Consider the following 19,420-nt stretch of genomic DNA (forward strand, 5'->3'; position numbering starts at 1 on the left):
TGCTGCGCTCCAGGGGCGCGCGCCTAAGTCGCCCGGAACGCCTTGATCCGCCTTCAAGCCCGGTTCTGGATATCCGCACGCTGGAACAGCTTTATGCCGATGCCGGGGACGAAGGGGCGTCTTGCGGCATTGATCTTTTCATCAATGAAACCGAAACCCGACTGGTCAAGATCGATAACGCCCTTTCCAGCGACGATCTCGCAACCGTGCGTGACGAGGTCCATGTGCTTAAAAGCACCTCGGGCACCTTTGGCCTGCGCCAGCTTTCCGACCTTTGCGAAACGACGCAGAATTTCTTTGAAGAAGACGATATCGACGAAGGCCGCATCCTCGCCCTGTCACGCCAGGTCGTGCAACTGGCCCCGACGGCCCTGACCGCGCTTAATCTTTATCGCCGTTCACGCGGCTGGGGCAGTCCCAACGCCTGACCGGCTGCTCGTACCGCAAACAGAAGATGCCTTCCTGTGATTGATTACGGCATCTCTGTCTGGCGTTTGCTCTTGGAACAATTGGTGCATCTGCCATACCCGCCAGACCAGCAACGCCCAAAGACTTAGCGCCTCATCGGGTTCCCTACCCCGCACCGCCCGATGCCAGTAGAGATGCCGTTGCGCAACCGTCAGCGGCAAATCACCAAACAGTTCGGCAATAACTCGTCCGTCACTCCCCCACAGCAACCTGCCGATTTTCACAAGCCATTCCGCGACGGGCGGATTAAACCCGATCTTGGCCGCGGACAGGTAGCCGTCGGGCATCATCGGTGCGATAGCTGCACGCAACAGCGACTTGCCCCCACCCCGCAGATGCACCCGTGGCGAGACGCTTTTGGCAATTGCCATCACCTCATGACCAAGCAACGGCACCCGATATTCAAGCCCGTACGCCATGCCGCATCTATCCGACATGGCAAGCTGATTGCCCGGCAATGTCACCCGTCGGTCAAACGCCATCATCCGGTCGCACAAATCACCGGGCAAATCCGCGGGCACCGATAACCGCGCACCAAGTTCGACCAACGCGCAACGATCATTCCAGTGATCAAACGCGTCTGCCGAACGCCCCTGCCCGCCCCGAACAAATCTGGCCATTCCGCGTGGCAAGACATCGGCAATACGTCCGGCGATCAGACTGCGGATAACGTCCGGTACATGATGCCAGTATCGCAACATCGCAGCCGCCCGATAGCGTGGATAACCGCCAAAAAGCTCATCCCCGCCATCCCCCGCCAAGCAGATCGGCACATGCCTTGATACCGCTGCACCAAGCGCCTGCATCAAAACAACAGACGGATTGCCAAAGGGCGCCCCAAATCCCCTCAGACCATCATTCAAATGCGCCAGAATTTCCTCTGGCCTGTCAGGTGCCGCAACAATATGCAACTCCATCCCCAGATGCTTTGCCAAAAGCCGCGCCCGCGGCGTTTCATCCCTTTCGGCATTGCCAAATTGCATGACAAACCCCGGTGGCGGCTTTTGCCCGCGTTCGCGCGCAACGTCTGATGCCATCGCGGCAATCGCCCCGCTATCGACCCCGCCGGACAAAAGTGTTCCGACTTCGCGATCAGCATCCATGGCATCCGCGACGGACTGCCGAATAGCCTGCCTTAGTTCGGCAATTGTGTTATCGCCGACAGATCGGTGGCAAGGAGCCACCCGGATCATTCGGCTTTCAAGGCTTCCACCCTGCCAGCACATCAGCTCCCCCGGCCTTAACTGCCGGATATCGGCAAAGCCGGTCTCGGGTGCAGGTACAAACAGATGCGCAAGATAATGCGGGGAAACATCCCGATCCGGCGCAGACGGCACGATGCATCGCAGGGCGGCAATCTCGGACGCAAAAGCCACATTTCCGCTGCCATATTCCGAAAAATAAAGCGGTTTTATGCCGACCGGATCACGCCCAAGCCAAAGCCTGCATGTGTCACGATCCCAAAGGGCAAAGGCATACTGCCCGGAAAAACCACAAAGCGCGTTGGCAGGATCACCGCCAACACGCAGGGCATTGCCAAGAACCGCCAGGAATAGTGCGGCGTCGCTATCGCTTTCAACCTGCTGCCCGTGGTCGCGCAGTCCGGAAATCAACCGTCGATGCCCCGCGATATAACCATTAAACGCCAGGACAAACCGTCCATCGCGCGAAATCAGCGGTTGGTTCGCCGCCTTACCCGGATCGGTCGTGATCAACCGGCGCACGCCAAGCGTTACCGCACCGGCAGGATCAAACCAGCACCCTTCATCATCAGGTCCCCGATGGGCGAGCGCACGAAGGGCTGCGTGAACACCTGGTTGCTCCCCACTCCCAGTCTCCCCTACCAATCCACACATTTATTGATCTTCCGGTGTTTCTTCGTGACCCGATAACATATCAGGATCACGATCCCGCCCCAGCCGCTCCTGCAAATCCGCCAGCACATAAAGCCGCAAGGCGCTTGAAAGGTTGCCGTCCCGGCCTTCGTCAACTTCGGCCACCAGTTCGGCAATCGCCATGTCGCGCCGTGTGGCGATGCCCTGAAGTTCGGACCAGAACGCATCTTCAAGCGAGAAACTCGTCCGGTGTCCGGCAATTGTCACAGATCTTTTGCGAACGTCGCTACTCATCGGCCTGTATATCTTCCCAATCCTCGGCAAGTCGATCATCATGCCGGTGGCGTCACCCGATCATGATAAGGCATCACTATGAAATTCATACATCTTTCAGATACGCATCTGCTGGCCCGTGATGATCTTTCGCGTCCGCCGCATGCGGGTGAAACACTGCGTGCCGTCATTGCCGAGATCAACGAATATCATGCCGATGCCGAAATTTGCGTGATTACCGGCGACATCACCCATCATGGCCGCCCCGAACAATATGACCACGCGGTCGAACTCTTCGCGACCCTTGCCATGCCGTTCATCATCATCCCGGGCAACCACGATATCCGCGAACCGATGCTCGCCGCCTTTCCCGAGACGCCAAGCGATGAAAACGGCTTTATTAATCACGGTCAGACAATCGGCGGCATCCGGTTTGTGATGCTTGATACCATCGTGCCCGATGCCCATCACGGTACATTGTGCGACGCCCGGTTTGACTGGCTGAAACGTGAACTTGCCAACCATCGCGACCTGCCAACCTTCCTGTTCATGCATCACCCACCGCTTGATATGGGCCTGCCGTTTCTTGATTCGATCCGGATGGATGCAGACGTCGAACTAGCCGCCATCCTCAAAGACAACCCACAGATCAAACACATCTTCCTTGGCCACCTGCATCGGCCAAGCAATGGCATCTGGCAGGGTATTCCGTTCAATGTCGGCGGCAGCAGCCAGAAGGGCGAGCCGTTCGACATGCGCCATGAAAAGGAAGAGGAACTGGTTGAACGCGCGCCCTTAAAGCCGATGTTCGGTATCGTGCTCACCGATCCGTCGGGCAATGTCCGCTATCATTATGAAACGGTACAGTTCGACTAGGATCACGGCGCGGGGCGCGCCCATTCCGCCAGCACCACCGGATCGCTTTCCATGCGTTCATGACGGGATCGCAGGGCATCAAACCTGTCGTCATCCATCAATTGCGACAACGCCCAGACCGCCGCTCCGCGTACAAGCGGGCTTTCGTCTGTCAAAAGGCTCTCGACACGCGGCACAAGATTGACCGCCCCACTATTGCCCACCGCCGTCAGAACATTACGCAAAAACTTCGCCCGTCCGATCCGTTTGATCGGCGACCCGGTAAAGAAACTGCGAAATGTCTCATCATCAAGATCAAGGAAATCGGCAAGTCTCGGCGCGGTCAGTTCGGCGCGCGGGATAAAGGCCATTTCCTGCGTCCGGCTGGCAAACTTGTTCCATGGGCACACTGCCAGACAATCGTCACAGCCATAAATCCGGTTGCCCATTGCGCGTCGAAACTGTGGCGGGATCAAGCCGTCATGTTCGATCGTCAGATACGAAATGCATTTGCGCGCATCCAGTTTATAGGGGCCCGGAAACGCATCGGTCGGACAAGCCGAAAGACATTTTGAACAGGACCCGCAATGATCGATTTCAGGCTCCGCCAGATCAAATTCCAGGGTCGTGAACACTTCGCCCAGAAACAGCCAGCTACCATAGTCGCGCGACACAAGATTGGTATGTTTCCCCTGCCAGCCGATCCCGGCCGACTGCCCCAACGGTTTTTCCAGCACCGGAGCGGTATCGACAAACACCTTGACCTGTTCGCCACCTGCCCCGGATTTCTGCGCCTGTTCAATCATCCAGCGCGCAAGCTGTTTCAGGCGCTTTTTGATCAGGTCGTGATAGTCGCGGTTTTTGGCATAGACCGAAATCATCGCCCGGTCGGGATGATCCAGAAGCGTCAGCGGATTTTCCGCCGGCCCATAGTTGGAACCCAGAACAATGACGGATTTGACGTCCGGCCACAGCATTTTCGGATCGCGACGGCGCGGCAACCGTTCCGGATCATTCATCCAGTCCATGGTGCCATACTCGGCGGCGGCAACAAATTCATCCAACCGCACCTGATTGCGTTCGTCAATCTGCGGGCGCGCCACGCCACACACATCAAAGCCGATTTCACGGGCTTTGGCCTGAAGGCTTTCAAGGGTGATCGCAGCGGCAACCGTCATGGCAAAACATCTGGGTCGTTTTCTCTCTCTGTGCTGCCTTATATAGGTTTGTCACCGAAACGCAAAAGGCCGCAGCACATGGCTGCAGCCTTTAAATCGAAATCAGACGCAATCAGAAACGATAGCGCAGTGTCGCCAGAATTGTGCGTTCCTCGCCATAGTAGCAGTTATCCGACCACTGAGTGATCAAACAGGATGCGACATATTCCTCGTCCATCAGGTTGTTCACATTCAGCCGGAAATCGGCATTGTTCATGCCAACCTGTGCCAGATCATAGTTCAGCACGACATCAACCAGCGTGTAGTCCGGAACCATAAGGGTGTTGGCCTCGTTGGCGGCAGTTTCACCGACATAGCGGATACCCGCCCCGATGCCGAGCCCGTCAAGCGCCCCCTGATCAAAGCGGTAATGCCCCCAAAGCGACACCATATGTTCGGGTACCTGCTGCGGACGATTGCCATCCTTGACCGACCCCGGTGCATCAAAGGACGCGTCGGTATAAGTGTAACCGGCCAGCACGCTAAGATTGTTGGTCAGTTCGGTCCGCGCCTCAAGTTCGATGCCCTGGGATTCAATCGTTCCAACTGGCTCCCACGCCGTCGTCAGGTTGTTATAAACCGCAACGTTTTCCTGTTCGATATGGAATGCCGCCGCACTCAGCATCGTTTTGCTGCCGTCGGGCTGGAACTTTATGCCGACTTCATACTGCGTACCTTCGGTCGGTTCCAGCGGCTTGCCCGATGCGTCACTCGACAGGCTGGGATTGAAGGATTCCGAATAATTGAAATAGGGCGCGATGCCGTTATCAAACAGATAAAGAACCCCGGCACGTTTGGTCAGCTTGCTGCGGTCTTCGCCCTGTTCAACATTGGTCAAACGGTTCAGGTTGCTGGTTTCCAGCCAATCCTGCCGAAGACCCAGCGAGAAACGCCAGTTTTCATAGGCCAGCTGATCCTCGGCATAAAGCCCTGCCTGTTCGAGGGACCGGCTGTTGCTGTTGGTGATTGTTCCCAAAGCAACTCCGGGGCTGCCATAGACCGGATTGAATGCATCGATGTTCGATGCCCCGGTAAACAGCCATTCATTTTCGCTTTTGCGGTCCTGATAATCAAAGCCCATCACGACGGTATGATCAACGCCACCGGTGGCAAAATTGGCTTCTGCCTGGTTATCCACCGTAAAGGCCCGAAGGCTTTCATCCCCGCCGCCATAGGTACGGGTCAGTTCGTTGGACGTACCGCTCCAGCCAGTCTGGTAGATCTGGTCAAGATGCACATCGGCATCAAGGAAGCGGAAGTTCTGGCGCACCGTCCAAGTATCGTCGAAATCATGTTCAAACTCGTAACCAACCATATTCTGGGTGCGCTCGTAACTTTCCAATGCCGGATCACCGTCAAAGAAAGTGTTCGAAATGTACTGGCCGTTACGCGGGAAATGCGTGCCTTCGGACGGCAGGCCATTATGGGTGCCGCCTTCCGGGTCTTTCTGGAAATAACCCGACAGTGTCAGGCGTGTATCATCGCTGATATTCGCTGTCAGTGACGGGGCAATGGCATAACGTTCTTCTTCGGTGCCCTCGAACTGGGTATCGGATGCATCAGCCTTACCGACAACGCGATAGGCAAGTTTCCCCGCCTCGTCCAGCGGACCGGTAAAGTCAAAACCGACCCCGCGCTGATTGCGGCTGCCATAGGAAAGTTCGACCTCACCCTGCTGTTCGAATTGCGGCTTCTTGCTTGATAGTGCGACAAGGCCGCCGGGCGAACTGCGACCATAAAGCACCGATGCCGGGCCTTTGACCACATCGGCACGTTCGACGAAATAGGGATCGATCTGCATCGAGCTATAGGTCGAATCATCGCTCATGGTTTTCAGGCCATCAAGATAGATATTGTCGATGCTGCGATCCACCAGACCACGCAGGATAATGTAATCGTACCGGTTTGATGCACCGACCTGACCGGTAAAGGCACCGGGGGTATAGCGCATCGCCTGCATCACCGTTTGCGATCCCTGATCTTCCATCTGCTCCTTGGTCACCACACTAATGCTTTGCGGTGTTTCAAGGATCGGTGTGCCGGTTTTGGTCGCCGCAAGCGATCGGGTCGCGACATACCCGTCCACCGGACCATCGGCCGTTTCGGTGATCGCATTGGCTTCGACCCGCACCGGATCAAGCACCGTTTCACCATTGGCAGCAATCTGTTCGATCGTGACGGTATTATCCTCGGTAAAGCGCCAGGTATACCCCGTCCCGCTCAGAAGCTGACCCAAGGCCTGATCAACCGTCATTTCCCCCTGAACGGCGGATGCCTGAACCCCGGAAATCCCGCCGGACGGGAAGAACAGACGCACACCTGCCTGATCAGCAAGGCTGGTCAGGGCCCGGTCAAGGTCCTGTGCCGGTATGTTGAAATCAATCACGCTCGCCTGTGCGATTTCGGCATTGTCCCGCGATGGCACAATATCGGCGGCCATCGCATGAAACGGTGCGATGGCTGTGATGCCGGAAATAACCGTGGTTACCGCAAGACGGCGTTTCCAGCCGACCGCTGCCTTTTGCCGGACCACACAAACGTTTGTATTCATTCCATAAGCCTTTTCGTCAAAAAATCCCCGTTGCGAATGAAATTAAGAACCGAAATCATTCGCTGTTAATTCTGAGACGAAACCGCATGACGTGATTTGCAGTAAGAAATTCAAAAAATTTTCAGATCGGGAAAAAAGCCAGGAAACCCGTGACCTTGGCCAGAAGGATCAGTAAATGATCGTAAGCAATGGCAAACGGGTAATGCGGGCGGATGTGGTTTGCTCGATCGAGGCAAAAACCGCATCAGGGTCCGTCGTTTCAAACACGCCGGTAACCCTAAGGTCGCGTAACGCATCACGCGCCACAACGATCCTGCCCGGCTGATAGCGTTCCAGTTCCGCCATCACATCCGAAAGGGTTCGCTGGTTGAAAATCAGCTTGCCGCGCTGCCAGCTGCCATAGGCAGCAAGATCGGCATCCGTGATCTTTTTCAGCCCGCCATTGCCATCATAACGCACCTGCTGCCCGACGGTGATCCGCACCGGTTCACGATCGCCACTGGTGACTTCGACAATGCCTTCGCGCACGGTGACATTCGCCGCGTCACCGTCAAGCCGAACCCCGTAAACCGTGCCAACCGCGCGTGCCGCCCCCCCATTGGCGGAAACGACGAACGGATGGCTTGCATCCTTCGCCACGTCAAAAATCACCTCGCCCGCTTCAAGGTGGATTTCGCGGCGCGGACCGGAAAAATCAACGGAAAAGGCCGATGCGGTATTCATATGCGCGACCGACCCATCGGCAAGCGTCACCACTCGCTGCTGCCCGATGGCCGTACTGTAATCCGATGTCCAGCGCGCGATCGGCCCGGTTGCTTCCAACCCGCCAAACACCGCCAGCATCAAGGCGCAGACCATCGCCCCCGCAATGGCAAGGCGCCCCTGTCGGGGCAGAAATACCCTTTCTCGTGCCGGTTGCCTGCGGGTCGGGGCGGCCTTCGGCGCGGGTGACTGGAAACTGACGATCTCGTTCTGGATATCAGGACTTTCCTGCCATTGCTGCGCGACTTCGGTTTGACCGATGGCGGCAAAAAGGCTTCGTGCCTCGGCCGCGGCGCGGGCATGATCCGGGCTTTGCGCGCACCAGTCGGCAAAGGCCGCACGATCGCGCGACGTGGCATCGCCCGATTGCAGCATCACCAGCCATTCAATCGCCTGATCGCCAAGATCGGCGGTCAATGGCCTGCTGGCTGGTTGCTGATCCGATAACCCGGTCTTCAAAACCCGATACCCCGAAAATGGTTCTGTCCGGCCCCGGTTGCGGGCCCCTTACTGTTAAGACGTTTGGGAACGGGCAAATCCACAATGATTTTCGTCATTATTTTTTGCCCTCGCGCAAAAGCTCGTCGCGGCAATGTTGCAGGGCGCGCACGATATATTTCGCGACCATGCTGTTTGACACGCCAAGACGCTTGGCAATTTCACTGTGCGACAAACCATCAACCCGAAACATCAGCAACGCCATGCGCGGCTTTTCTGGCAGTTTTTCCAAAGCTTTATCAAGCAGTAAAATCTGTTCGCGATCCAGCACGATGTTTTCCGGGCCGGGTTTGGGATCGTGGATCGCATCGGTATCCTCGTCCATGTCGTGATGGGCAATGATGCGTTTTTCCCGCCTGATCCCGTCAATCGCAAGGTTCCCGGCAACCCGATAGATATAGGCACGCGGATTGTCGATCACGTCGCACTGATCGGGTGTATCGGCAAGCCGCACATAGGTATCCTGCACGACATCGGCTGCGCGTTCATGATCCCCGCCCAGCTTTCGGGTCAGAAACCGGAAAAGCTGTTCGTAATTTTCCTGAAAGCTTGCGATCAGAACCGATGCGCTGTTGCGCGCCATGGTCTTGCCCAAACATGCCGTTGCCAAATGATACAGGTTCCCCTGTTCCGCCCGTGTATTAGCAAGAACCATAACACAAAACAATGAGAATAATTCGCATTGTTAATAACTATACATACCGGTACCCCCAAAACAAAAGGCTGCCACCGGTTTCCCGATAGCAGCCTTTGATTTCGCAGCAATTCCGGCAGACCTGGCTATTAGCCACGTCCGCGATAGGGCGCCACACCCTGATCGGGGATCCACACCCCTTCGGGGGCCGGGCCGGTCTGGTAAAACACGTCAATCGGAATGCCGCCGCGCGGATACCAGTAGCCACCAATGCGCAGCCATTTCGGATCAATCATATCGGCAATCCGTTTGCCGACCTTGACCGTGCAATCCTCGTGGAACGAGCCATGATTGCGAAACGACGTCAGAAACAGCTTCAGCGACTTGCTTTCCACCAACCAGTCACCCGGCACATAATCAATCACCAGATGCGCAAAATCCGGCTGACCGGTAATCGGGCAAAGCGATGTGAATTCCGGTGCGACAAACCGAACACAATAATCGGTTCCCGCCTGCGGGTTCTGCACCCGTTCAAGAACCGCTTCATCCGGGCTGGCGGGCTGTTCGGTGGTACCGCCCAGCATGGTCAGGTTGTCGTAAATGGTTTGATCAGCCATGTGATTAATCCTCGATGATCGGCACGGGATCAATATCCCCGCCTTCTTGGCCTGCATAAAAATCACGGGCGAACTGTTCCATGCGGCGCTGGGCAATGGCGTCCCGCATGCCGCGCATCAGGTCCTGATAATAGGCAAGGTTATGCCACGTCAGCAGAACCGCCCCCAAAATCTCGCCCGCCTTGATCAGGTGATGCAGATAGGCGCGCGAATATTTCGTGCAGGCCGGGCAATTGCACTGATCGTCAAGCGGACGGTCATCATCGCGATGACGGCCGTTTTTAAGGTTCAGCGTCCCGCGATGGGTAAAGGCCTGCGCATTGCGGCCCGAACGGGTCGGCAAAACGCAATCGAACTGATCAATCCCGCGCATCACCGCACCGACAAGGTCAGATGGCTTGCCAACCCCCATCAGGTAACGGGGCTTGTTGGCCGGCAGCATATCGACACAGAAATCAAGTGTATCGAACATGATCTGCTGGCCCTCGCCAACCGCAAGACCGCCCACCGAATGCCCCGGAAGGTCAAGCTCGGCCAGTTTTTCGGAACTTTCGCGCCGCAGGTTTTCAAAAACACTGCCCTGCTGAATGCCATAAAGCGCGTAGCCTTCGCGTTCGACAAACGCATCCTTGGACCGTTTTGCCCAACGCATCGACATGCGCATGGACTCTGCGGCCTGCTGCTCGGTCGCCGGGAACGGGGTGCATTCGTCAAACGCCATGGTGATGGTCGATCCCAGCAGATGCTGGATTTCCATCGACCGTTCCGGCGACAGCGCAAATTTGCGCCCGTCGATATGGCTTTTGAACGTAACACCATCTTCGGTAATCTTGCGCAGCTTGGACAGTGACATCACCTGATACCCGCCGCTATCGGTCAGGATCGGCTTGTCCCAATTCATGAACTTGTGCAAACCGCCAAGGCGTGCAATGCGTTCCGCACCGGGGCGCAGCATCAGGTGATATGTATTGCCCAAAAGGATTTGCGCGCCGGTATCGGCAACGTTTTCCGGCAGCATGCCCTTGACCGTGGCGGCCGTGCCAACCGGCATGAAGGCCGGGGTATCGATCACGCCGTGGGCGGTATGAATGCGGCCAAGACGGGCCTTGCCGTCGGTCGCCAGAAGTTCATAACGGAATTCAGTCATCAGCTTTTTTCAATCTTGCTGGCGCATTCAAGCAGGCTGCAATCGCCATAGGAATAGAAACGGTATCTGTTTTCAATCGCGTGGCCATAGGCCGCTTTCATGCGATCAAACCCGGCAAAGGCCGATACCAGCATGAAAAGCGTCGACCGCGGCAGATGGAAGTTGGTCAGCAGCATATCAACCGCCCGGAATTTATAGCCCGGCGTGATAAAGATGTCGGTTTCGTTCTCGAACGGTTCAACCACCCCGTCTTCACGCGCCGCACTTTCAAGCAGCCGAAGCGACGTGGTGCCCACCGCAATCACCCGCCCGCCCTTGGCGCGCGCTTCGTTGATCAGGTTCGCGATCTCGGGCGATATGCTGCCCCATTCGGCATGCATTTTGTGATCGTCGGTATCATCGACCTTGACCGGCAAAAACGTACCCGCCCCGACATGAAGCGTGATCGTGCGGCGCTCGATACCGCGGGCATCAATTGCTGCCAGCAATTCCGGGGTAAAGTGCAAACCCGCCGTGGGGGCGGCCACCGCACCATCATGCTGGGCGAAAATCGTCTGATAATCTGATCGGTCCTGATCATCCCCGCCCTTGTCGCGCCGGATATAGGGCGGCAACGGCATCACGCCATATTTTTCAAGGGCTGCAATCAGATCGGCACCGGCAACGTTAAACCGCAGCAACACCTCGCCGCCGTCTTTCTTTTCCATGACTTCGGCTTCGAAATCATCGGCGACCCTGAAGGTTTCGCCAACGCGCAGCTTCTTGGCCGGTTTGGCAAAGGCGCGCCATTGTGCAAGACCTTCCTGCTTGTGCAGGGTCACTTCAATGCCTGCATCCCCGCGCTTGCCAAACAGGCGGGCCGGGATCACGCGCGTATCATTGGAAATCAGAAGGTCGCCGGGCTGCAGGATATCGGGCAGTTCGCGAACGATGCGGTCGTGCGTTTCCCCGCCCGTCAGATCAAGCATACGGGCACTGTCACGCGGATTGGCCGGATGTTCGGCAATACACTCACGCGGCAGATCGAAATCGAACAGATCGACTTTCATCGGAAAAACAAAACCTGCAATTATCAGAAAAAATCAGAGGGGCGCTTTATACCGCCCCCCTTTGCAAAACCTCAAGGCATCGCGTCGGAATATCAGCCCTGCATCAACCTTGCACCGGCTCGGCATTCATCCGCGGGGTAATGATCGTCATCAGCAAACGGAACGGCGCCAGACAGGTCAGCGCCATGATCACCTTGGCGGTGAAATCGCCCATCGCCCATGTCTGCCAAGGAAGCCCGGTGCCAACAAACGCAATGGAAAAGAACAGCGCGGTATCCACCGCCGACCCGATCCCCGATGAGATCAGCGGTGCCTTCCACCAGGTCGCCCGGCGCAGCTTGTCAAACACCGTCACGTCAAGCATCTGCGCAATCAGGAACGCCGTGCCCGATGCAATCGCAATGCGCGTATCCGCCACGATCAGCGACAGGACAACCGCAATCGCAAAACCGGCCAGAACGACAAGGCGTGCTGCCGCCGCCCCGCGTGCGCGGTTGGTCAGATCGGTAACCAGAAACGCGACCGGATAGGTAAACGCCCCATAAGTCAGCCAGTCGGCCAAAACGCCCGGCAGCGGATATTCAACCAGAATGTTCGATGCAACAACCGTCACGGCCATTGCCAGAACGCCAATAATGATGGCTTTCATCGTTTTTTCCTTAACCAAAATCCTGACCAAAAGCAGAACGCACGCATAAGAAATCTCGCGGCCCACTTTGATTGGGCGACGATTCGGCACGGGTTTGATTCAAATTATGTCGCGGTAATTACGCTTGGAGGCCCCAAGCGTCAAGGAAAAACGGCGGCCAGACAAAGCCTGACCGCCGCTGCAGATCGCCACAAGCTGCTCCGGGGAAAAGGAGGAGCACCGTGCCGCGAAACGTCAATTCTGCGCTTAATTCCGGCGGAATTAAAGCATGATCCCGCGAATGGTGAAAAACAGCAACGCGCCAAGGAACGCCCCGGCCGGAACCGTGATCACCCAAGCGGTCGCAATCGTCACCGCATAACGCCGACGCACCAGCAACCGCTTGCGCAGTTTCTTCTCGGCCTTTTCGGCCTGTGCCGGGTCAAGCTGACGCAGGGCTTCGATATGCTGTTTCTGTTCGTCGGTTTCGGCATCTTCGCCAACCAGCATCGGCGCATTGTCAACCCGGCGACGATGGCTCAGCGTTTCACGCAGGAAACCGACACCAAACACCGCACCGACCGCGATATGGGTCGAACTGACCGGAAGCCCCAGCGCGGACGCCACAATCACCGTCAAAGCCGCCGAAAGCGCCACGGTATAGGCCCGGATCGGATCAAGCTTGGTGATCTTCGATCCGACCGTCTTGATCAGTTTCGGCCCGAACAGGATCAGCCCCGCCGAAATGCCAATCGCACCGATCACCATCACCCAGATCGGGATCGGAGCCGATGTGACGATCTCGCCGCTATCAACACCCGAAACAATGGCGGCTAGCGGACCAATGGCATTCGCCACATCGTTTGACCCATGCGCGAACGACAGAAGGGCGGCCGACACGATCAGCGGAATGCGAAACAACGATGCGATTTCCTTGCGCCGCCCGGTCATGCTGCGCGATGCCCGCAGGACCACCTTGCGCACCGGCAAAACAGTCACGAAAAACGCGCCAATGCCAATTACAACAACCTGCCAGGTCTCGGTTTTCCAGACCTTCGATATCCCCTTCATCATCAGATACATGGTGAAGGCCGATACCATCACACCAACCAGGATCGGCACCCATTTGCGGGCCGCTTCGACACGGTTGTCGGTATAAAGAATTCTGAACTTGATAAAGGCAAGGAACCCGGCGGCAATCACCCCGCCCAGAACCGGTGAAATCACCCAGCTTGCGGCAATCGTTCCCATGGTCGGCCAATTGACGGCATCAATACCGACGGCTGCCATACCGGCCCCCATCACGCCACCAACGATGGAATGGGTGGTCGAAACCGGCGCGCCAAGCCATGTGGCAAGGTTCAGCCAAAGGGCCGCCGCCAGAAGGGCCGCCATCATCGCCCAGACAAAGGTCTGCGCGTCGGGCATCTGCGTCGGGTCGATAATGCCGTTCTTGATCGTGCCAACAACATCGCCACCGGCGATAATCGCCCCGGCCGCCTCGAACACGGCTGCAATCAAAAGGGCGCCAACCATGGTCAGCGCCTTTGAACCAACAGCGGGGCCAACATTGTTGGCCACATCATTTGCACCGATATTCAGTGCCATGTAACCGCCGATCACTGCGGCGGCGATCAGAAATCCACTTTGCGGCAGGCCACCCATGTGAAAGGCGACAAACGCGCTGCACGCCAAAAGAAAGACAAGCGCAAGTCCGAGCTTCGCACTCAGGGAGGCAGTCTCACCGGCACCCGCATCCATGCGGCGCTGCCATTTGAGATCCTTATCCAGAGCGGTTTTCTTTGCGACCATGATCAACCGTTACTAAAAAGGGAATCGACGCGCGGATCATGTCGAAGCAAACCCGGTTTGTTAAGGTTTTTTTGCCTTTTCATGACAGCCATGTCCCGCAGCTACCCTCAAAACAGCAAAACGGCCCCGCATTGCAGGGCCGTTTCGTCATTTGGAAGCGTGTCAGAAAATCACCGACCGAACTGGTTCAAAAGCCCTTTCAGGACATCCTTTGCCGCGTCCTTGCCCGAACTTCCCGATCCGCTATCGGATGAACCACTGCCGCCCAGTGCCTTATCAAGGATGTTATCCAGAACCTTGATCGCGACCTTGTCCATGCGGCCCGTAATCGCCGGGTTGCTGATATTGCCCTTGGCATAAACGCTGAACGGCGGCAGTTCTTCGATTTTCTCGGAAAAATCGAAATCGGCCTGTGTATCCATCTGCCATTTCGGCAGATCAAGGGTCGCATCGGCGTCCGCCGTGCCAACGCGCGAAGTGGCTTCGACACGGGTGGTTTTGGCAATCCCGTTGGTGATGGCGATATCGGCTTCAAGGCTCTGAACCAGATCGTTGTTACCGACCCCTTCAACCACCATCGCCTGCGGTCCCTGCTGCAACAATGCCTGAATGTTCAGCTTCGGATCAGCAGACCGTTTATCGGCATTGCTGAACCGGACATTATTGAGAACAAGGTTGGCCGTCCCGTTCAGGGCACTGACCAGCTTGCGCGATGTATTGCCCGATGCGGTGACATCAAATTTCGTCGCCGCCCCGCCGATCACCGTGTCATTGGCAACCCGGATCGGCGTCAGTTTTTCGATATCCGCCCCGTCAAGATTGCCCTTCAGTGCCAGTTTCGGCGTATCGGAATTGCGCGCATCAAACGTGCCATCAATCGACAAATCCCCATCGCCCAGAAGGCCGGTGAATTTCTGAATGGTCAGAAGCCCGGTCACAAGCGTTGCCTTCAAATCCGGCTTCACAAGGCTGTAGGTATCGAAATCAAGCTGATCAAGCGCCAGCGAAATATCCGCATCAATTGAGCGCAGGGCCGATACATCAATCACCGTATCATCCCACGGCGTACCGTCACGGGCATCAACAGTGGTAGCCTTCATCGTAGTCGGCATATTGAAAGCCGCCCGGCGCGCACCGCTGCCGCCTTCGGGCATCAGACCGGCACGTTTGGCTGCCGGCACGAACGGATCGACATTCAGCGTCCCACCCGAAAGCGCAACAGAAAGCTTGGGCTGTACGCCGCTGGCGTCAAAATCGACATCGCCTTTGGTTTCAAACGGACCGATGCCGAACTTCGCGATATCAAGTGCGATATTCTTGGCATTGCCCTTGATCGTGCTGTCCACAACCAGACGCCCCAGATTGCCCGACGGCTCATAAGTCGGTGCCAGCAAAGGCAAGACACGGTTCAGGCTCGATGCCTGCATCGCAAGTGTGCCATCAATGCCCGGTGTCGCGCCGAACAGGTCCTGCAACACCCCGGTCAATGCCACCTGCATCAACGGGTTGGATACATCAAGATCAAGGTTCGGGCCGGTCACCGGACCATTCAGCCCGACATTGGCCTGAATGCTTTTATATTCGCTTGCCGGTGCCGGAAGCGTAATGCCGGTCAGCTTCGCCACCGGCTCCAGCGTCTTGGCCGTGACCTTAAGCTTAACCCCCTCGAATGCCGGAACGGCAATATCACCACGGAACACCCCGCTGGCACTGGCCGACAGACCAACCGCATCCGCCACCGCAAAATTATTCAGTTTGATCTGCGAACCGGTCAGGCTGCCATCAATCGAAATACCCTTGATCGACACGCCCGATGAAATGATTTCATCCGCCGCCAGCCGATAATTGGCCGCGATCCCGTCAAGTGGTGCCAACGCATCCTTGATGGTTCTGACCATGGCATCGCCGCCCGCCGCCGGCCCCGAAGAGGCCGCACTGTCCGAACCACCCGACGCCGAACCAGAACCGGACGCCGCCGAATCAGAGGTCGTCGCACCTGACGCCGCATCACCATTGCCACCTGCCGGGGCAGCGCTGATATACTGATCCAGATTGATGCGATCCAATTTCAGACCAATCCCAAGTGCCGGAAGCCCTTCGCCGCTAAGATTGGCGACAATCGCACCGCGAATGGCCGTATCATCGATCCGCATATCCAGATCGGAAATATCAAGCTTGTCGGTTGTCCCCTTGATTCCGCCGGTCAACGAGAAACGGCGCAGACGGTCCGCACGGATGCCATCAACATCCGCCCCAAGCCAGCGCGCAACCGCACGAATATTTTCCGATGCCACCTCATAGGAAAGCGCCGCGCTCGGCTTCGGACCTTCGCCCGAAATGCTGCCAAACACCGAGAAGTCGGTTCCGCCCGGCAAACCGGCCGAAACTTCGTTCAATGTGATCTTGCTATTGGCAATCGCGGCATTGATCCGCGCATTGTGAACCGGCGTCTGATTGTAAATCAGGGTTTCAACTTCGAAATCGATCGACGCGGTCAGATCGGCCGGGATCATCGGTCCATTGGCCGCACCCGATTTCTTGCCACCCTGTGACGGGATGGATTGTCCACCGGTATCACCCGCCGATCCATTTTCCGGGGTCGCCGTGCCGCTGCCACCCGTACTGCCCGCAGCGGTGTCCGGATTGGCACCCTCGCCCATATGGGTCAGGACAAGGATTGAATCGAGGTCAAGCTGATTGAAACGAAGCGCCACATCGGCCTTCATTTTCGGGTCCTGATCAATGGCAATCGCCCCGGAACCACGGGTTTCGCCAAAGCGGATCGACAGGTCATTGACCGTCACCGATTTGGCATTGGCGGCAACCTGCCCGCCCAGATTGAACGGCTTGGCCGCGATATCAGGGATATCGGCACCTTCACCCGCAATCCGAAGGGCCGCTTCGCGCAGATCATCGAACTTGCCGTCAATCTGGCCGTTAAAGCCCGGATATTCTGCCGACAGGTCAACCTGACCGCTGACATTGATCCCGCCATCGACCTTGTCGATACCGATCTGCATGCCAATCGGGAACGGGCCGGTCTGGCTGATTTCACCGACATTGAAATTGAATGTCAGCGGAATCCCGCGATAGAAAACATACCCCTCGCCCTCGGCCGGGCCACTCAGGCTATCGGCCGACACGCCAAGGGTCAGCCCCTCGATCCGCTCCGTGCTGCCCGGTGTGTGATACAGGATCGTCGCATTTTCGATTTCAAGGCGATCAATCTGGATCGTGCTGGCGAAATCGGATGAACCGGCATCGCCGCCATCAGATGACGCATCGGGCGCTGCCGCATCGCCTTCCGGCGCGGGGGTCGTGCTTGGCGGTGTGGTAATCGTGCCGGCATCCGGCCCGCTTTGTGCGGCCTGTGCCGGATCAAATACCAGATTGTTGCTGCCATCCTTGAACGTCTCGATAGAAATCACCGGATCGATCAGGCTGATCTCGGTCACCTGCACATTGCCGGTCAGAAGCGGCATCAGGGCCACCGAAACGCGGACTTCCTCGACCGATACCATGTCAGGGTCCTGCGCACCGGTCAGGTTGCTGAGTGTCACCTGCTCGACCGACAGGGCCGGGAACGGCAAAACAGACATCGAAAGATCGCCGCGAATTTCAAGATTGCGGCCGGTTGCTTCACGCACTGCCTGGGTGATTTGCGGCTTGTAACCGTTCCAGTCAATCAATGATGGAATGATCAACAGGGCAGCGATGATCACGACCAGAACGGCACCAATCACGGCAAGGATCTTTTTCAACAGTCCGGCTCCGCTTTTTGCTCGGCACCGCTGAAACAAATATGTTTGCGGTGCGATGTTGTATTTATCTCAGTAGCATATGGCTCATACCGCTCGTCGCAACAGAAAATGGCAACAAGTTGGTTGATGATGCCGTTTACGTGCTTACCCGGTACGGATTTTTCCCTTTTGCCGGTTCACATATGTATTTGTGACCAAAACCACCTGCTATCAAGCCGTGACCTATGGAAAACCACCGGCAGATACGCATATGAAAATCGAATGACATTCAACACAGCCAACACTGGCAATTGTTTTGCGAAGTGATATCATCAACAAAAAAGAACATGCTTTCAGGATTTTGAGTCTGTGTATCAGCCACCTTTGTCAATAAGGTGCAGGGAGGATGCAGATGTCCGAAACGACAATCGAACAATCAACGGGTCCGGTCAGCGGACTTCCGCAAGGCATTGCGATCCGCGAAGTCACCAGCGACCAGTCGGGCAAATGGCTCGAAGCAGGCTGGCGCGATTTCAAACGCACCCCGGCCATCGGGCTTGCCTATGGCGGGCTTTGCGTTATTGCCGGTTATCTTATTTTACTCAGCCTGTTCCAATCGGGTCAGCCCTATCTGACCCTGCCGCTGGGTGCCGGCTTCATGCTTCTGGCCCCGGTCATCGCGGTCGGCCTTTATGAAACCAGCCGCCGCCTTGAAATGGGTGAAAACGTCACCCTGTGGCACAGCTTGAACGGCTTCCGGCGCAATCCCGGGCAACTTGGCGCGATTGGCGTCATTCTGATGCTGTTCTTCCTGGCATGGACGCGCATCGCGATGCTGCTGTTTGCGCTGTTTTATAACGGATCAGTGCCGTCCCTTGATGTGCTGATCTGGGAAACCTTCTTTTCGCGCGATGCCATCACGTTCCTGATCACCGGCACCATCCTTGGCGGGGCGCTGGCGATGATGGTGTTTGCCATCACGGTGGTATCAATCCCGCTTCTGGTGGATCGCGATGTCGATGTGATCACCGCCCTGATTACAAGCGTTGCGGCATTCCGCAAAAACTGGCGGGTCCTGACCGGGTGGGCCGCGATGATTGCCGTCATGGCGGCGTGCGGCATGGTGGTTTTCCTGCTGGGTCTTGCGATCATGATGCCGCTTCTGGGCTATTCAAGCTGGCATGCCTATCGCGGCCTGATCGATACTGAAAATGCCGAAGCCCGTCGCCTGAGACGGGTCGTGCCATAACGCCTTGAAACGGAAATTCACAAAGGCGCAGGGATGCCTGAAAGCAGCCCTGCGCCTTTGTTTTTGCCAAAAGAAACCCGGCAAA

General features: G+C 56.8%; 15 protein-coding genes. 3 read left to right on the forward strand and 12 right to left on the reverse strand.

Annotation, left to right across the window (positions count from 1 at the left end):
- Positions 1-428: Hpt domain-containing protein (locus TH5_RS22755; RefSeq protein ID WP_147250171.1), on the forward strand; the 428-nt coding region annotated here is incomplete at its 5' end.
- Here the strand turns inward: TH5_RS22755 and asnB are convergent.
- Positions 399-2,324 (reverse strand): asparagine synthase (glutamine-hydrolyzing), encoded by a 1,926-nt coding sequence (gene asnB, locus TH5_RS22760; protein ID WP_114123803.1) that lies wholly within the window; start codon positions 2,322-2,324, stop codon positions 399-401. The genes TH5_RS22755 and asnB overlap by 30 nt on opposite strands.
- On the reverse strand, positions 2,325-2,597 hold the full coding sequence (locus TH5_RS22765; RefSeq protein ID WP_114123804.1) for a ribbon-helix-helix domain-containing protein: 273 nt from the start codon (positions 2,595-2,597) through the stop codon (positions 2,325-2,327). It lies immediately after the preceding gene.
- A gap of 78 nt (positions 2,598-2,675) precedes the next feature.
- Here TH5_RS22765 and TH5_RS22770 point away from each other — a divergent pair, with 78 nt between their 5' ends.
- The gene (locus TH5_RS22770) at positions 2,676-3,452 is read left to right on the forward strand and encodes a phosphodiesterase (RefSeq protein WP_114123805.1); all 777 of its coding nucleotides are present in this window, start codon (positions 2,676-2,678) and stop codon (positions 3,450-3,452) included.
- Positions 3,453-3,454: 2 nt separating this feature from the next.
- Here the strand turns inward: TH5_RS22770 and queG are convergent, their stop codons facing one another.
- The 10 genes from queG to TH5_RS22820 all read right to left on the reverse strand — a co-directional run bounded on the left by queG (position 3,455) and on the right by TH5_RS22820 (position 18,107).
- Entirely contained in the window at positions 3,455-4,609 is a 1,155-nt protein-coding gene (gene queG / locus TH5_RS22775; RefSeq protein WP_114123806.1) for a tRNA epoxyqueuosine(34) reductase QueG, read from the reverse strand.
- 112 nt (positions 4,610-4,721) lie between these two features.
- Entirely contained in the window at positions 4,722-7,199 is a 2,478-nt protein-coding gene (locus TH5_RS22780; RefSeq protein ID WP_114123807.1) for a TonB-dependent siderophore receptor, read from the reverse strand.
- Between the two features lie 168 nt (positions 7,200-7,367).
- Positions 7,368-8,420, reverse strand: coding sequence for a FecR family protein (locus tag TH5_RS22785; protein ID WP_114123808.1), 1,053 nt, complete (start codon positions 8,418-8,420; stop codon positions 7,368-7,370).
- Positions 8,421-8,517: 97 nt separating this feature from the next.
- Entirely contained in the window at positions 8,518-9,042 is a 525-nt protein-coding gene (locus TH5_RS22790) for an RNA polymerase sigma factor (protein ID WP_114123825.1), read from the reverse strand.
- A 200-nt stretch (positions 9,043-9,242) separates the two neighbouring features.
- Complete coding sequence (gene queF / locus TH5_RS22795) at positions 9,243-9,710, reverse strand: preQ(1) synthase (protein ID WP_062958438.1); 468 nt, start codon at positions 9,708-9,710, stop codon at positions 9,243-9,245.
- Positions 9,711-9,714: 4 nt separating this feature from the next.
- Complete coding sequence (tgt, locus tag TH5_RS22800) at positions 9,715-10,857, reverse strand: tRNA guanosine(34) transglycosylase Tgt (RefSeq protein WP_114123809.1); 1,143 nt, start codon at positions 10,855-10,857, stop codon at positions 9,715-9,717.
- Positions 10,857-11,906 carry a tRNA preQ1(34) S-adenosylmethionine ribosyltransferase-isomerase QueA gene (queA, locus tag TH5_RS22805; RefSeq protein WP_114123810.1) on the reverse strand — a complete coding sequence of 350 codons (1,050 nt, stop codon included), beginning with the start codon at positions 11,904-11,906 and terminating at the stop codon, positions 10,857-10,859. Before queA ends, tgt begins: the two co-directional genes overlap by 1 nt.
- Positions 11,907-12,009: 103 nt before the next feature.
- Positions 12,010-12,555, reverse strand: coding sequence for a queuosine precursor transporter (locus TH5_RS22810; protein ID WP_114123826.1), 546 nt, complete (start codon positions 12,553-12,555; stop codon positions 12,010-12,012).
- 261 nt (positions 12,556-12,816) lie between these two features.
- Positions 12,817-14,346, reverse strand: coding sequence for an inorganic phosphate transporter (locus tag TH5_RS22815; RefSeq protein ID WP_114123811.1), 1,530 nt, complete (start codon positions 14,344-14,346; stop codon positions 12,817-12,819).
- Between the two features lie 170 nt (positions 14,347-14,516).
- Positions 14,517-18,107 (reverse strand): AsmA family protein, encoded by a 3,591-nt coding sequence (locus TH5_RS22820; RefSeq protein ID WP_114123812.1) that lies wholly within the window; start codon positions 18,105-18,107, stop codon positions 14,517-14,519.
- A gap of 391 nt (positions 18,108-18,498) precedes the next feature.
- Here TH5_RS22820 and TH5_RS22825 point away from each other — a divergent pair, with 391 nt between their 5' ends.
- A complete protein-coding gene (locus TH5_RS22825; protein ID WP_114123827.1) occupies positions 18,499-19,335 on the forward strand; it encodes a DUF2189 domain-containing protein in 837 nt (278 codons plus the stop codon).
- Positions 19,336-19,420 lie beyond the last annotated feature (85 nt).

The organism is Thalassospira xianhensis MCCC 1A02616, from assembly GCF_003326475.1.
Taxonomy (GTDB): Bacteria; Pseudomonadota; Alphaproteobacteria; order Rhodospirillales; family Thalassospiraceae; genus Thalassospira; species Thalassospira xianhensis.